The 14,424-nt window shown below is 63.9% G+C and carries 14 protein-coding genes; 8 read left to right on the top strand and 6 right to left on the bottom strand.

The features are described 5' to 3' along the window. Window positions 1-8 precede the first annotated feature (8 nt). The 4 genes from ACZ6YI_RS06505 to ACZ6YI_RS06490 all read right to left on the bottom strand — a co-directional run bounded on the left by ACZ6YI_RS06505 (window position 9) and on the right by ACZ6YI_RS06490 (window position 3,392). Window positions 9-1,379: a pyridoxal-phosphate dependent enzyme gene (locus ACZ6YI_RS06505; protein ID WP_465777931.1), complete on the bottom strand. Its 1,371-nt coding sequence runs from the start codon at window positions 1,377-1,379 to the stop codon at window positions 9-11. A gap of 208 nt (window positions 1,380-1,587) precedes the next feature. Continuing rightward, the gene (locus ACZ6YI_RS06500; RefSeq protein WP_440328658.1) at window positions 1,588-1,818 is read right to left on the bottom strand and encodes a YdcH family protein; all 231 of its coding nucleotides are present in this window, start codon (window positions 1,816-1,818) and stop codon (window positions 1,588-1,590) included. A gap of 336 nt (window positions 1,819-2,154) precedes the next feature. Continuing rightward, window positions 2,155-2,817 carry a DUF4398 domain-containing protein gene (locus ACZ6YI_RS06495; protein WP_465777930.1) on the bottom strand — a complete coding sequence of 221 codons (663 nt, stop codon included), beginning with the start codon at window positions 2,815-2,817 and terminating at the stop codon, window positions 2,155-2,157. Continuing rightward, a complete protein-coding gene (locus tag ACZ6YI_RS06490) occupies window positions 2,817-3,392 on the bottom strand; it encodes a DUF4398 domain-containing protein (protein ID WP_465777929.1) in 576 nt (191 codons plus the stop codon). Before ACZ6YI_RS06490 ends, ACZ6YI_RS06495 begins: the two co-directional genes overlap by 1 nt. 93 nt (window positions 3,393-3,485) lie before the next feature. On the opposite strand from ACZ6YI_RS06490, the gene ACZ6YI_RS06485 reads away from it, so the two are divergent. Beyond that, on the top strand, window positions 3,486-4,595 hold the full coding sequence (locus ACZ6YI_RS06485) for a PilT/PilU family type 4a pilus ATPase (RefSeq protein WP_440326127.1): 1,110 nt from the start codon (window positions 3,486-3,488) through the stop codon (window positions 4,593-4,595). 84 nt (window positions 4,596-4,679) lie between these two features. On the opposite strand, the gene maiA is transcribed toward ACZ6YI_RS06485, so the two are convergent. Continuing rightward, a complete protein-coding gene (gene maiA, locus ACZ6YI_RS06480) occupies window positions 4,680-5,330 on the bottom strand; it encodes a maleylacetoacetate isomerase (protein WP_465777928.1) in 651 nt (216 codons plus the stop codon). 83 nt (window positions 5,331-5,413) lie between these two features. Here maiA and ACZ6YI_RS06475 point away from each other — a divergent pair, with 83 nt between their 5' ends. The 6 genes from ACZ6YI_RS06475 to ACZ6YI_RS06450 all read left to right on the top strand — a co-directional run bounded on the left by ACZ6YI_RS06475 (window position 5,414) and on the right by ACZ6YI_RS06450 (window position 11,240). Further along, a complete protein-coding gene (locus ACZ6YI_RS06475; protein WP_465777927.1) occupies window positions 5,414-6,595 on the top strand; it encodes a phosphoglycerate kinase in 1,182 nt (393 codons plus the stop codon). Next, on the top strand, window positions 6,595-7,227 hold the full coding sequence (locus ACZ6YI_RS06470; protein WP_465777926.1) for an HAD hydrolase-like protein: 633 nt from the start codon (window positions 6,595-6,597) through the stop codon (window positions 7,225-7,227). The genes ACZ6YI_RS06475 and ACZ6YI_RS06470 overlap by 1 nt, the downstream gene beginning before the upstream one ends. Before the next feature lie 163 nt (window positions 7,228-7,390). Beyond that, on the top strand, window positions 7,391-8,596 hold the full coding sequence (locus tag ACZ6YI_RS06465) for a hypothetical protein (RefSeq protein WP_465777925.1): 1,206 nt from the start codon (window positions 7,391-7,393) through the stop codon (window positions 8,594-8,596). A gap of 399 nt (window positions 8,597-8,995) precedes the next feature. Then, a complete protein-coding gene (locus ACZ6YI_RS06460) occupies window positions 8,996-9,628 on the top strand; it encodes an outer membrane protein (protein ID WP_465777924.1) in 633 nt (210 codons plus the stop codon). Between the two features lie 266 nt (window positions 9,629-9,894). Beyond that, window positions 9,895-10,449: a hypothetical protein gene (locus ACZ6YI_RS06455; RefSeq protein ID WP_465777923.1), complete on the top strand. Its 555-nt coding sequence runs from the start codon at window positions 9,895-9,897 to the stop codon at window positions 10,447-10,449. A 296-nt stretch (window positions 10,450-10,745) separates the two neighbouring features. Beyond that, window positions 10,746-11,240: a hypothetical protein gene (locus ACZ6YI_RS06450; RefSeq protein ID WP_465777922.1), complete on the top strand. Its 495-nt coding sequence runs from the start codon at window positions 10,746-10,748 to the stop codon at window positions 11,238-11,240. 55 nt (window positions 11,241-11,295) lie between these two features. Here the strand turns inward: ACZ6YI_RS06450 and tkt are convergent, their stop codons facing one another. Continuing rightward, a complete protein-coding gene (gene tkt / locus ACZ6YI_RS06445) occupies window positions 11,296-13,308 on the bottom strand; it encodes a transketolase (protein WP_465777921.1) in 2,013 nt (670 codons plus the stop codon). A 225-nt stretch (window positions 13,309-13,533) separates the two neighbouring features. Here tkt and ACZ6YI_RS06440 point away from each other — a divergent pair, with 225 nt between their 5' ends. Next, window positions 13,534-14,262, top strand: coding sequence for a porin family protein (locus tag ACZ6YI_RS06440; RefSeq protein WP_465777920.1), 729 nt, complete (start codon window positions 13,534-13,536; stop codon window positions 14,260-14,262). The last annotated feature ends 162 nt before the right edge of the window (window positions 14,263-14,424 follow it).

The raw sequence follows: 14,424 nt of genomic DNA, 5'->3' as shown, positions 1-14,424 counted from the left end.
AGGAAAATTCAGTTAACTTTGCGACGCAGGTAATTGAGCAGATCGATACGGGTAATCAAGCCAAGGAACTGCTCGCCATCGACAACGATGGCGACGTGGCCCTTTTCAAACACGGACATCAGCGATTCAATCGACGAGGTGACCTGGATCACTTCCGGCGACGCGATCATCGCCGTCGATACCGGGTCGCGGAACTTCGATTCATCCGAGTGGACGTGCAGCAGCACATCCGACTCATCCAGGATGCCGCGGATGCGGTCGCCTTCCATGACCGGAAGCTGCGACACGTCGTACAGCTTCATGCGGTTATAGGCGGTGATCAGCATATCGTCCGGCTTGACGACCACCGTATCGCGCTGCGCATACGGGCGCAGGATCAGGTCACGCAGATCCCCGTAATGCTCGCGCTCGATGAAGCCGTTATCGAGCATCCAGTAATCGTTGTACATCTTCGACAGGTACTTGTTACCCGTGTCGCAGACGAGGGTGACCACGCGCTTCGGCTCGGTCTGTTCGCGGCAATATTTCAGCGCGGCGGACAGCAACGTACCGGTGGAGGAACCACCCAGCACGCCCTCCTTCGACAACAGCTCACGGGCCGCGAGGAAGCTTTCCTTGTCGCTGATGGCGAACGCCTTCTCGACCATGGAGAAATCGCTGATCGACGGCAGGAAATCCTCGCCGATGCCCTCGACCATCCACGAGCCCGACTTCTCCGAGAGCGTGCCCTCGTTGATGTACTGGGCGAGGATCGAGCCGACCGGGTCCGCAAGGATGATCTTGGTGTCCGGCGAGTGCTCGCGCAGGTACGCCGTGAGGCCGCTCATGGTGCCCGACGAGCCGCAGCCGACGACGATGGCGTCGACCTTGCCGTCGAGCTGGTCGAGGATCTCCGGGCCCGTCGTCTGGACGTGGGCGGCCGGGTTATCAGGGTTGCCGAACTGGTTGATGAAGTAGGCCCCCGGCGTTTCGCGCGCGATGCGCTCCGCCATGTCCTGGTAGTACTCGGGGTGGCCCTTGGCGACGTCCGAGCGGGTGAGAACGACCTCGGCACCCATCGCCTTCAGGTTGAAGATCTTCTCGCGGCTCATCTTGTCGGGGACGACCAGCACGAGGCGGTAGCCCTTCTGCTGCGCGACCAGGGCCAGGCCCAGGCCGGTATTGCCGGCGGTGCCTTCGACCAGCGTATCGCCCGGCTTGATCTTACCGGCGCGCTCGGCGCCCTCGATCATGGACATGCCGATGCGGTCCTTCACCGAGCCGCCCGGATTGGCGCTTTCCAGCTTCAGGAAGAGCTCGCAACAGCCGGTATCCAGGTGCTGGGCGCGCACCATGGGGGTGCGGCCGATCAGATCGAGGACGCTGTCATGAACCTTCATTGGAACTCCGTATGGTGTGCCGGCAGGGCCCCTTCGACCCTGCCCGATGGGCGCCCATGATAGTGGGTGGCGAGGCTGTTCGATCCCCCCGCTGTTCAGGCTACGGCGAAACGATGTATGCGAGGCCCCTGATCCGGCAGGCACACGTTTATGCAGCGCAACAAAAAGGGCGCGACATGCGCGCCCTTTCCTGTACCCATGGATCGACTCAGTGTGGCCGTGAGGCCTGCCAGGAATCCCACATCCGTTCGAGTTTTTCCTTCGCGTGCAGCTTATCCCGCTTCATCTGGGTGAGGTCCCGGTCGCTTAGCGGAAGACATCCGCGTCCGGCTTCCTCGAGCTTCTTGTTGAGTTCCTGATGTTGGGAATAAAGACGACGGGTTTCCGCGTTGGCGTGGATGAACTTCTCGACGTCGTCACGCTGCTGGTTTTCGAACATTGCAGATCTCCTCGCGTTGGGGCCGCCCGCGGCGCGGGACGGTCGTGAGGGGAGCCATGCGGGCTCGCTAGATGGTGCGTGCCTGGTGAACTTCAACGCATGCTCCGGCAGGATCCCGCCGCGTGTTTTTCACGTGACGGGAGGTCCAAGCTACTCCCCTGCCAAGGGGGCTGCAAGAGAGAATTTTCGCAAAAGCACGCGCAAAAACGGTTGCATCAGCAACGGCTTACGCGGCAGGTGTGGCGGCGGGCGTTGGGGGCCATCGCGTGCAAGCACGCTCCCACAGGGGTCGGTACGACCTTGTGGGAGCGCGCTTGCGTGCGATGCGTTCCGGGCTTAGTTGCCGCCCGAGGACTTCTTCTTCGACGAACCGGTCGCCGGGGTATTGGCGGGCGCACCGCCATCCGACGAGTTCATGTCACGCATGGCACGGGCGGCGGCCTCGGCCAGTGCCGCCTGCTTCTTGGCGGCGTTGGCGACCTTGGCCTGTGCCGCGGCGACCTGGCGGGCCTTGTCGCCCTCGGCCTTGGCCTGCTCCAGGGCCTGCGAGTACTCCACGCCCTGCTGCTGCAGGCGGGCGGCCTCTTCCTGGATCATCTGGTTCTGCTGGCGCTGCTGCTCGAGCTGGCGGCGGGCCATCTCGGTGTCGAGGCGGCTGGCCTCGAGCAGGATGGCATCATGCTCGCGATCGAGCTGGGCACCCTTGGCCTGGGCGTCCTGGAACTGCGCCATCGCCTTGGCGATATCCACGCGCCGTTCGGCGACGTAGAGGTAATGGGCGTGCTCCTTGTCCTTGGGCTTGAACTGCGAGATCTGGCCGATGGCTTCGCGGGCGCGGGCCTGCTCGGCCTGGGCGTAGCCGCCGATGACCGGATCGGACGAGAGCTGGTCCAGGCTGGCATTGAGGCGGCGGACGTCAAGGTCGTCCGTGGCGGCCACGGCCGTGCCGGCCGAGACGGCCAGCGCGAGGGCGGAGAGGAGGATCGTGTAGCGCTTCATCACTGGCCTCCCTGGTTGTTCGGCTGCGGCTGGTCGTTCTGCGGCTGGATGTACCCACCGCCATTGTCATTCAGCGGCTGGGTCTGGCCACCCACCGGCGGCGGCGCATTGTCCGTCGCTTCCGGCAGGACCGACTCCGTCTCCTGCACGTTGTTCGGGATGGGCACCGTGTCGTTCTGGTGGTTGTCGATCATCTCGACGCGCATCTGCGCGTTTTCCTTGCTCTTGGCCGAGTTCTGGGCACGGGCGGCGCCCAGCCGGGATTTGGCCCGGGCCAGTTCGCTATCCGCGCGCGACTCGTCGGCGAGCACCGAGGCATCGTCATATTTCTTCGACGCCATGGCGGCCTGCGCCTGGCGGAACTTGCTTTGGGCATAATCCAGGTCGACCGGCGCGTAATCGGCAGCGCCGGCATCGCGGGCAGCCTGCAGGGCGGTCAGGGCCTGGTTCATGGAACCATCCGGCGGAGGGGTGCTTGCGCAGCCCGCCAGGGTGGCGAAAGCCAGGGCCAGAGCGGCCTGGACAAGGAGCCGGCGGCCCGTGGGCAGGGCGTTCGACGGCAAGTTGTGGACCATCACTCGTTCCTCTTACAGCTTTGCGAGATATTGTCGATATAGAAGGTCGGGAGACCGTCGTCTCGATTGTAATGCGAACCAACGGGGGTTTAGGTGGATATCGGTTATTTCCTGAAACTGATGGTGGACAAGGGCGCGTCGGACATGTTTCTGACGACGGGTGCCCCCGTGAACATCAAGGTTGAGGGCAAGCTTTACCCGCTTGGTAACACCGGCCTGCCCAGCGGCATGGTCAAGAAGATCGCCTATTCCCTGATGGACGAAGGCCAGGTGCCCCAGTTCGAGCGCGACCTCGAGCTGAACATGGCCCTTGCGGTGAAGGAAGCGGGCCGCTTTCGCATCAACGTGTTCAAGCAGCGCGGCGAGATCGGCATGGTCATCCGTGCCATCAAGAGCGAGATTCCCTCGCTGGAAGAACTCCAGCTGCCGGGCATCTTCCGCGACCTGATCATGGAGCCGCGCGGCCTCATCCTGGTCGTCGGCGCCACCGGTTCGGGCAAGTCCACCACCCTGGCGGCCATGCTCGACCACCGAAACACCAACAGCTCGGGCCACATCCTCACCATCGAGGATCCGATCGAATACCTGCACCGCCACAAGCGCTCCATCGTGAACCAGCGCGAGGTGGGCCTCGATACCCACAGCTATCACGAAGCGCTGAAGAACGCGATGCGTGAAGCGCCCGATGTCATCATGATCGGCGAAATTCGCGACACGGAAACCATGGAAGCGGCGATTTCCTTCTCGGAAACCGGCCACCTCTGCCTGGCGACCCTGCACTCGAACAATGCCGACCAGACCCTCGAGCGCATCCTGAACTTCTTCCCGGAATCGGCGCACAAGAACGTGCTGATGAACCTGGCCCTGAACCTGCGATCGGTGATCAGCCAGCGCCTGGTCATCGGCAAGGACGGGCGCCGCATGCCGGCGACGGAAGTCCTGCTCAACACCCCGCTGATCCGCGACATGATCCGCCGTGGCCAGATCCACGAGGTGAAGGACGCCATGGACCGCAGCCTGCAGGAAGGCATGCAGACCTTCGACCAGTCGCTGTACCGCCTGTACAAGGAAGGTCGGATCACGCTCGAGGAATGCCTCAACAAGGCGGATTCGCGTGACGGCCTGGCGCTTAAGATTCGCCTGTCCGAGGGCGCCACCGGTAATGAGTTCGCGTCGAGCGATCCGTACGGGATTGGCGTTTAAGGTTAGGCAAACCATCGCGCGCAAGCGCGCTCCCACAAGAACCATCCATTGGCCGTTGTGGGAGCGCGCTTGCGCGCGATGCCGTTACCGCGGCGCGTCCGGCTGCACCTCAGGCGCCGCCTGCTGGAACGCCGGCAGCGCCTGGCAGTTATCCACCACCCGGCGGATCAGCGGATACGGCCCCAGGTCCAGCTCCCAGCGGACCGCGTTGTAGAACTGCGGGACCAGGCAGACGTCGGCGATGGTCGGCGTATCGCCCCAGCAGAACGTCCCGCGCGGGCCCTGCGCCAGCAGCGCCTCGATCCCGTCGAACCCGTGGCCGATCCAGCGCCGGGACCATGCCGCCTTCGCCGCCTGGTCAGCGCCGAAGCGCCCCTCGATTTCCTTCAGTACCCGCAGGTTGCCCAGCGGATGAATGTCCGTGCTCACCGCCAGCGCCAGCTCGCGGACGCGGGCACGGTGGCGGGGATCCTCAGGCAGCAACGCCGGGGTCGGCCGGGTCTCTTCCAGGTATTCGAGGATCGCCATCGACTGGCGCACGACGAAATCCCCGTCGACCAGGGTAGGCAGCTGGCCCTGCGGCGAAACCTCGCGGTAGCCGGCCTTCAGGTGCTCCCCGCCTTCGTTGATCAGGCTGACAGGCCGCGGTTCGTAGGCCAGGCCCTTGAGATTCAGGGCTATACGGATGCGATAGGCGGCGCTGGAGCGCCAGTAGGTATACAGGGCGAGGGCCATGGGCGATTCCTTCGTTGGTCCGCCGATTCTAGCGGGGACGTTACAATCAGGGTTTTCCTGACATCCCCAGCTGGAGTCCCACCGTGTCCGTCATCCGCATGCAAGACCTCGACCTGCGCGGCAAGCGCGTCCTGATCCGCGAAGACCTGAACGTGCCCGTGGAAAACGGCAGGATCACCTCCACCCAGCGCCTGGATGCCTCCCTGCCCACGATCGTCGCCGCCCGCGACGCCGGCGCGAAGGTCATGGTGATCTCGCACCTGGGCCGGCCGAAGGAAGGCGAGTTCGACGAGGCGTCCTCGCTGAAGCCGGTGGCCGAGTGGCTGGCCCACAAGCTGGGCAGCGATGTGCGCCTGGTCCGTGACTATCTGGACGGCGTCGACGTTGCCGACGGCGAAGTGGTCGTCCTCGAGAACTGCCGCATGAACGTCGGCGAAGGCAAGGACGACGAAGCCCTCTCGAAGAAGTACGCCGCCCTTTGCGATGTGTTCGTCATGGATGCCTTCGGCACCGCGCACCGCGCACAGGCTTCGACCCACGGCGTGATCCGCTTCGCTCCGGTTGCCGCTGCCGGCCCCCTGCTGGCGAAGGAACTGGATGCGCTGGGCAAGGCCCTCGAAAATCCTGACCGCCCGCTGCTCGCGATCGTCGCCGGCTCCAAGGTCTCGACCAAGCTGGAACTGCTGCAGAACCTGGTCGGCGGCGTCGACCAGCTCATTGTCGGCGGCGGCATCGCCAACACCTTCATCCTCGCAGCCGGTCACAAGGTGGGAAAGTCGCTGGTCGAAGCGGACCTGCTCGACACCGCGAAGAAGATCATGGCCGACGCGAAGGCACGCGGCGCCGATGTGCCGGTGCCGACCGACGTGGTCGTCGCCACCGAGTTCTCGGCCTCGGCCAAGGCCACGGTGAAGGCGGTCGACCAGGTGGCTGATGACGAGATGATCCTCGATATCGGCCCGGATACGGCGAAGCGTTATGCCGAACTGATCGCGAAGGCCGGCACTGTCGTCTGGAACGGCCCGGTCGGCGTGTTCGAGTTCGATGCGTTCGGCAAGGGCACCGAGACCCTGGCCCGCGCCATCGCCGCGTCGAAGGCATTCTCGATCGCTGGCGGCGGCGACACCCTCGCCGCGGTCGACAAGTACGGCATCGAAGACGGCGTCTCCTATATCTCCACCGGCGGCGGCGCGTTCCTCGAATTCCTGGAAGGCAAGGAACTGCCGGCCGTGGCGGCGCTCAAGGCTCGGGCGGACAAGCAGTAATGCTGTTTCTCTTTGACCTCGATGGCACGCTCATCGATTCCGAGGTCGGCATCCTCGCCGGCATCCGCCACTCCATGGCGGCTGTCGGCGCGGAGCCGCCCGACCACGCCACCATGCGCTCGTGGATCGGCCCGCCGCTGCGGGTGAGTTTCGGCGGTGTGCTTGATGGCGACAGCGAACGCGTCGAAGCGGCCGTGGCTGCCTACACCGAACGCTTCCACGAGGTAGGCTGGTCCGAGCACACCGTGTACGAAGGCATCCCCGAGCTGATCGAGGGTCTTGCCGAGCGCGGCCACCAGCTCGCCGTCGTCACCAGCAAGACGCGCGCGCACGCCGAACGCATCCTCGCGAACCTGCCGTTCGCGACGGCGTTCGAGCGCCTGTATGCGCCCGGCCCGCTCAGTGCGCATAGCGAGAAGGCTGAAATGGTCGCCGCCGCACTTGCCGACTTCGGCCACGTGGAATCGGAGACCTTCATGATCGGCGACCGCCGCTACGACATGGACGGTGCCGTCGCGAACAGCGTGCGCGGCATCGGCGTGCTGTGGGGCTTTGGCGATCGGGCGGAGCTGGAAGCTGCCGGCGCGTGGCGCGTGGTCGAAAAGCCTGCCGACATCCTCGCCATGGCCTGACGCCTGTCGCGGGGTGTTATCCACACGGAATGTGGATACGCCCTGCATAACCGTGTGGATAAGTCTGCTCTCGCCTTTCGTTTCCGGCACTTGGAACACGTCGGCTACGAATTCACCAGCCGTAGTATCCTGAAGGGCGTTGCACCCAAGGGGCTGAAGCAGGATGGACGGCACTGCCGTAGAAAAGGACGCCCTCGCGGCGTCGGGACGTCGGCGCGCGCTTGCGCTTCCCGAAGTGCTAAAGCGCGTATGGTTGCCATTCCTGCTATCCCGGCTCATTGTTTTTATTCTCTTTGCAGTGACGCCTATTATTGCTGCGGTTCCGATCGCCCAATGGAACAGTGACGACGGTACGGCCGTCCGCCTTTCCCGTGTCGCCATGGCAGATGGCATTAGCCGCGTTGCGATCGGCAACGATTCGGGCTGGTATTTAGGCATCGCTCGCGACGGCTACGAGAAGCGGCCGTTCGATACATCACGACAAGCCAATTGGGCCTTCTTCCCACTGCACCCCATGCTCTGGCGAGCGGCTGCGGCGGTGACCGGCGAGTGGACGTGGTCGGGCGTCATCATTGCCAATGGCTTGTTCCTGGGTGCGCTTTGCGCGCTCTGGCAACTGGCACTCGGGCTGACCGAACGTCGCGAGACAGCGGATGCGGCCGTGACGTTCGCGTCCGTGTGGCCCACCACGTACTTCATGTCGCTGCCGCACACCGAGGCGCTGTTCTTCCTGCTGGCAGGCCTTTCGCTGCTCGCCGGCACACGTCGCAAGTTTGGTACGGCCGGCATCTTCGGCGCCCTCGCCTCCGCGACGCGCTTCAACGGCCTGTTCCTCATTCCTGCGCTCGGTATGGCCTGGCTGCGTAGCGAGCGCCGCCGGCGGGATCTCGCGTGGATTGGCGTCGCTACTGCGGGTGCCTTGCTCTACGCAGGATATCTCGGGTCGATCACCGGCAATCCGCTCGCATTCAAGGATATCCAGGTGACGTGGGGGCGGCATGTGGCAGCGCCATGGACCGCGCTGGCGGACTACATCGGACACCCGGCGAAGCTGGCGGTCTCCTGGAATCCCCGTGCGCTCAATTTTCTGGTAGCGATCGCGGGCGTTGCCAGCATCGTTACCTGCTGGCGCAAAGGCTGGCGTGATCTCGCCATGTTCACCGGGCTGACCTTGCTGGCGCCGCTGTGCACGGGAACGCTGACTTCGTTGACGCGGTACGCCGGCGTCGCACCAGGCGTTTTCCTGGCGCTCGCCGTGTGGTCGGAGGACAAGCCGCGCGTCGCTCAGGTGCTGACGATGCTGTCGTCCGTGGCGCTCGCGTTCATGGTCATCCTGTTCGCCCTTGGGATAAACATGGCGGGCGCCTGATCGGTTATCCACACGTGATGTGGATACCGCCTGCATAACCGTGTGGATAACCTGATTCGCATCAGCGCCAGCAGGCACTTAGCTCACCATGGTCATTCCTTGGCCAGTACATGCTAGTCCGTGAGGGCGGGCGCCTACACGAAGAGCGGCGACTCGCTGACATGCGCCGACGGAATGACACCCTGCAGATTTCGGAACACTCGCAGTAGCCTTTTGAGTACCTTACGGATTGCCCAGGCTGCTCGCTGCGAACGGATCGAAGACGCGGGGTTGAGCGATACCGAGCGCTGCGGCGTCGATGATGTTCAACGCGGCCGGTCTGTAGGACTTCCCTGACAGATTTCGCGCCTGGCGATCCCTATGATTGCCCGACTGTTTAAACAGGAAGGGGGACTTCGCATGACCAGGTATCTTCTCACGGCCGCTTTTGTCGTCTCGGCCATGCTCTCGCCGCTCGCCCATGCCGATGGGCAAGGCGCCTTCGTCCAGGCTGGTGCCGGCCGCGCAACGCAGAGCCACAACGGCACCGCATGGGGAGTGGACGGCGGGTATCGCTGGACCGTCGCCAACGGCGTGTACCTCGGCGCAGAAACGGGCTATCACGACCTGGCCAGCAGCAAGTTTCGCTATGGCGACTCGGAGTCGTTCAGTGACATGAGCGGTACCCACCAATTCGCGAGCCAGGGCACGGGTCGTGTCGGCACGCAAGCCGCCCTCTTGGGTGCGAACTTGCGCTGGGACATTTCAGGCCAGTTGTACGCGGTAGTTCACGGCGGCCTCGCCCGCTATCGCACGCGCACACGTACCGACGGCACAAGCACGATTGATGCCCAGTCGCCCTCGACATTCCATAATGCTTATAACGTCTTTGACACGCGCTGGTACGCGGGCGTCGGCTTCGGCTTCGATTTCACCCCACAGATCAGCTTGCAGTTCACCTACGATCACTACCCGCAGCACTACAGCGCCTATGGTTATCGCTACTCGAATAACCTCGATATCTATGGCACCGCGGTCGAGTTTCGCTTCTGATGAACGAGGGAGCTTATCCACAGCGAATGTGGATACGCTCTGCAAAAAGCTGTGGATAAACCGAAAGGCCCCTTCCGCGGCCATATTTTAGGTTGCGATGGGCACGGACTGCCCAGGCACTCGCTGAGTCCGCGCGTCGGGTAAGCCCTACACCGGGGTCAGCACATCGCTGACGCCTTTCGATGGTAGGGCGCCCTGCAATCGGCGGCGTGCCATCGATAAGCTTTCGAGCGCACCAATACGGTGCCTCAGACGAAGGTTATGCCATGAGCGCACACCAAAGGATGGCGTGCACGCTGCTCGCCGCAGGGATGCTATTCGCCACCGCCCGCACGGATGCCGCCGTGCTCGGCCCCGGCCAGTCGATGGCCCCCGGGCAGCGGCTGTACTCATCAAGCCAGCTTTATTTCGCCACGCTCGACCCGACGGGCGACTTCGCTGTCTACCGAGCCAGCGACGGCGCACGCGCCTGGTCGGCCGGCACCGGAGGGTCAGGTGCCGTCACCGCCAGCATGCTTCGCGACGGCAGGCTCGTCCTGACCAACGCAGAGGGCCACACCGTGTGGGCCACGCCAACACGCGGCAAGCACCGGGTCTTCGGCGTGACCGCCTACGGCTCAGCCGTTGTCCTCAACGCGCGCAAGTGGAGGCCCTACGACAAGAAGGCCGAGCCCATCGTGGAACAAATGCTCGTCCGCCGCGCCAAACTCGACTGGCAGACGCCGGCCCTCGACAGCCCCGCGAAGACGCGACAACGCGCCGCCGCGCAGGCCATCCGCGACGCAACCGGGACGAAACACCCGCCACGTAACGGAAAGTAACCACCAGACGCCGGTTATCCACACGCCGTGTGGATACCGGTTGCATAACCGTGTGGACAAGTCCGATCCGGGCTTACGTACCAGGCACTTAGTTCACGCTGGTCACGCCGTAAGCAACGAACCGCCGCGCCGTGAGCCGTTATCCACAACGCATGTGGATTCGCGCTGCATAACGCTGTGGATAAGACGAATCTCACAAGCAATGACAAGCCCTTAGCTTGCAACGGTCACGAATTGAGCAGGTGACGAATCGACACGAGACGCAGGCCCTCGCCATTCAAAAGGAGCAATTTCAAATGATCAACGGCCAGAGACTTGCGCGGTCGCTGCTTACCGTCAGCGGACTGCTTTTCTGCCATATCGCAAGCAGTGCCGTCCTCGGACCCGGCTACTCACTGACGAGGGGCCAGCGCCTCTATTCAACGGACGGGCGCTTCTTCGTTCACGTCGACGACGACGGTGACTTCGCCGTGGTTCGAGCCGCTGATGGGGCGCGTGCCTGGTCTGCCGGTACAGCAGGATCCGGCGCGACCACTGCAAGCATGCAGCGCGACGGAGCGCTCGTCCTCCTGACATCGGATGGACGACCCGTTTGGAGAAGCCCGACCGGAGGTCGCCACCGCGTGTTCGGCGTAACCAGTTGGGGCACAGCCGTTGTTATCGACGCCCGCAAATGGAAGCCGCGGCGAAAGCGCGGTGAGCCGATCGTCGAACAGATGCTCCGCAGACGCGCCTTCATTGAATGGCAGTCAACGGCATTCAACCAGCCACCGAAGTACCGGCAACGCTGACAAAAAAAGCCCCGGCATGAGCCGGGGCTTTTCTGTACGCCCTTACAGCGTATGTTTACTTCGAAACAGCCTTAACCGCATCAATCACCGCGTGCGCGGTAATGCCGAAGTGCTCGTAGAGCACCTTGATCGGGGCGGAAGCGCCGAAGGTCGTCATGCCGACCACCTTGCCGTCCAGGCCGACGTACTTGAACCAGAAGTCCACGGCGGCGGCTTCGACGGCCACGCGGGCGCGGCACCACGACGGCAGCACGCCTTCGCGATATTCCGGCGACTGCGCGTCGAACTCTTCCGTGCAGGGCATGGAGACCACGCGGGTCGGGGTGCCCTGGTCGCCGAGGGCCTTGGCGGCTTCGACCGCGATGCCCACTTCCGAGCCCGTGGCGATGATGATCGCCTTGAACTTCTCGCTCGGCTCGAACAGGACGTAGCCGCCCTTCTCGATGTTCGCGACCTGCTCTTCCGTACGCGGGTTATGTTCGAGGTTCTGGCGCGAGAAGATCAGGCACGACGGGTTGCCGGCGCGCTCGATGGCCTTCTTCCACGACACGGCGGATTCCACGGCATCCGCCGGGCGCCACACGCGGTTGTTCGGGATGAGGCGCAGCGAACCCAGATGCTCGACTGGCTGGTGGGTCGGGCCGTCTTCACCCAGGCCGATCGAATCGTGCGTGTACACGTGGATCGCGTGGGCCGGGATCAGGCAGGACATGCGCACCGCGTTGCGGGCGTAATCCGAGAACACCAGGAAGGTGGCGTCGTACGGGATGAAACCACCGTGCAGCGCGATACCGTTCGAGATGGCCGACATGCCGAACTCACGCACGCCGTAGTGGATGTAGTTGCCTTCCGCACCACCGGTCGAAATGTTCTTCGAACCCTTCCAGATGGTGAGGTTCGACGGGGCAAGGTCAGCCGAACCGCCGATGAGTTCCGGCAGCAGCGGGCCGAACGCGTCGAGCGACATCTGCGAGGCCTTGCGCGAAGCAATGACCGGGCCATCGGCCTGGAGCTTGTTGATGAAGGCGGCGGCGCCGTCCTTCCAATCCTTCGGCAGGTCGCCCGAGAGGCGACGCTTCAGTTCGGCGGCGAGTTCCGGGTGGGCCTTGGCGTAGGCATCGAACTTCTCGTTCCATGCGTTCTCCGACTTGGTGCCGGCATCCTTCGCGTTCCACGAGCTGTAGATCTCTTCGGGAATCACGAAGGCCGGGTAGTTCCAGCCGAGGCGCTCACGGGTAAGAGCCACTTCCTTCTCGCCCAGGGCCGCGCCGTGGGACTCTTCCTTGCCTTCCTTGTTCGGCGAACCGAAGCCGATGACGGTCTTGCAGATGACCAGGCTCGGCTTGTCGCTCTGCGACGTCGCCGAAGCGAGTGCCGCCTTGATCGCTTCCGGATCATGACCGTCGACCGGCTTGCCGTCCTTGCCCACCACCACGTTCCAGCCGTAAGCGCGGAAGCGCTCGGCGGTGTCGTCGGTGAACCAGTCATGCACTTCGCCGTCGATCGAAATGCCGTTGTCGTCGTACACCGCGACGAGCTTGCCGAGCTTCAGCGTGCCGGCGAGCGAGGACACTTCGTGCGAGATGCCTTCCATGAGGCAGCCATCGCCAACGAACACATAGGTGTGGTGGTCGACGACATCGTGGCCCGGGCGGTTGAAGCGCTCGGCGAGCACCTTCTCCGCGATGGCGAAGCCGACGGCGTTGGCGAGGCCCTGGCCCAGCGGGCCGGTGGTGGTCTCGACGCCCGGCGTGTGGCCGAACTCCGGGTGGCCCGCGGTGTGGTGGTTGAGCTGGCGGAAGTTCTTGAGGTCTTCGATCGGCAGGTTGTAGCCGGTCAGGTGCAGCAGCGCGTACTGCAGCATGGAGCCGTGACCGTTGGAGAGGATGAAACGATCGCGGTTCGGCCAATGCGGGTTAGCCGGGTTGTGGTGGAGGAAATCACCCCACAGCACCTCAGCGATGTCGGCCATGCCCATCGGCATGCCCGGGTGGCCCGAATTCGCAGCTTGCACACCATCCATGGCCAGGGCGCGGATCGCATTGGCGCGTTCGCGGCGTGTCGTCATCGGCGTTCTCCAGATCAGAAGGCGGGGGGAAACGTCCATTGTCGCCGATCACGTATCACGTTGTCGTGGACATTCATGCCGCGTCCGGGAAGTTAACCCGGCCTTAATCTTTTGACCTCGATTTTTGAATTTCTTCAGGTTCGGGTGGTTCTAATGAATCACGGTCATCGACTTCCCCCTTCCCCAACGGTCGGTGGCCCGCCCCGAAAAAAGAGGAAAATTCCCATGAAAAAGGCAGTTCTTGCCCTTGCGGTCTCTTGCGTCTCGTTTTCGGCCATTCCGGCCTTTGCACAGGACAACACCGCGGTTTCCGGTAACTACCAGCCCAGCCAGTCGGTCGGTAGCGGCAACTGGTTCATTGGCGCCAACGTTGGCCGTACCAACGGCAGCGACACCGGCGGCTTAGGCAGCGATACCAGCGGTTTCAACTTCCTGCACGGCGAAAAGGGCCGTCGCACCGGCTACGGCCTGCTTGGCGGCTACCGCTGGAAGGTCGGCCCCGACCTCGGCATGGGCCTTGAAGCCGGCTACACCGACCTCGGTAACTACCGGGTCAAGAACGTTTTCGAGTCCGGCCAGGACGTGGACCAGAAGAGCGAGCGCGACGCGCTGCGCGGCTGGATGGTCGGCGCCAACATGAAGCTCAACCTCGTGCCGCAGTGGTACATCACCATGCACGGCGGTTACTTCCGTTCGAACGACAACAGCCACAACTACAACAACTCGGTGGGCCAGGACCTCGGCTTCACCAATGGCGGCCGCCCGAACCGCGGCAGCTGGTACGCCGGCATCGGCACCGGCTGGGACGTCAACGAGCACTTCGGCGTTGGCGTGAGCTACGACTACTTTCACGCCAATGCGGGCAAGCTGGTCGACAACACCACCGGCGCGACGCAGCCGGATCTGAAGCGCTCCACGGGCCTGCTGTCGCTGGCCGGCGAGTACCGCTTCTAAGCCTTTGGCCCAACCACTGTGGGAGCGGGGGTGGGCGCCGGGGGGGGGGGCGCCCCCCCCCCACCCCCGCCCCCCCCCCCCCCCAAACCCCAAGGGGGAAGAATAACCCCCAGGACACCGCAATAAAGCGCAAACCACCCCCGGCAAGAAAAAAAGCCCGAG

It is taken from the genome of Luteibacter sp. NPDC104163, assembly GCF_055584245.1.
The sequence above is the reverse complement of the archived record's forward strand: the minus strand, read 5'-3'. Positions and strand labels throughout refer to the sequence as shown.

Coding starts and splice junctions, on each gene's coding strand:
- maiA (WP_465777928.1), bottom strand. CDS start 5,330: ATGGCCCTCGCCCTGTATACCTACTGGCGCTCCAGCGCCGCCTATCGC.
- ACZ6YI_RS06505 (WP_465777931.1), bottom strand. CDS start 1,379: ATGAAGGTTCATGACAGCGTCCTCGATCTGATCGGCCGCACCCCCATG.
- ACZ6YI_RS06495 (WP_465777930.1), bottom strand. CDS start 2,817: ATGAAGCGCTACACGATCCTCCTCTCCGCCCTCGCGCTGGCCGTCTCG.
- ACZ6YI_RS06440 (WP_465777920.1), top strand. CDS start 13,534: ATGAAAAAGGCAGTTCTTGCCCTTGCGGTCTCTTGCGTCTCGTTTTCG.
- ACZ6YI_RS06470 (WP_465777926.1), top strand. CDS start 6,595: ATGCTGTTTCTCTTTGACCTCGATGGCACGCTCATCGATTCCGAGGTC.
- ACZ6YI_RS06465 (WP_465777925.1), top strand. CDS start 7,391: ATGGACGGCACTGCCGTAGAAAAGGACGCCCTCGCGGCGTCGGGACGT.
- ACZ6YI_RS06500 (WP_440328658.1), bottom strand. CDS start 1,818: ATGTTCGAAAACCAGCAGCGTGACGACGTCGAGAAGTTCATCCACGCC.
- ACZ6YI_RS06455 (WP_465777923.1), top strand. CDS start 9,895: ATGAGCGCACACCAAAGGATGGCGTGCACGCTGCTCGCCGCAGGGATG.
- ACZ6YI_RS06450 (WP_465777922.1), top strand. CDS start 10,746: ATGATCAACGGCCAGAGACTTGCGCGGTCGCTGCTTACCGTCAGCGGA.
- tkt (WP_465777921.1), bottom strand. CDS start 13,308: ATGACGACACGCCGCGAACGCGCCAATGCGATCCGCGCCCTGGCCATG.
- ACZ6YI_RS06490 (WP_465777929.1), bottom strand. CDS start 3,392: ATGGTCCACAACTTGCCGTCGAACGCCCTGCCCACGGGCCGCCGGCTC.
- ACZ6YI_RS06460 (WP_465777924.1), top strand. CDS start 8,996: ATGACCAGGTATCTTCTCACGGCCGCTTTTGTCGTCTCGGCCATGCTC.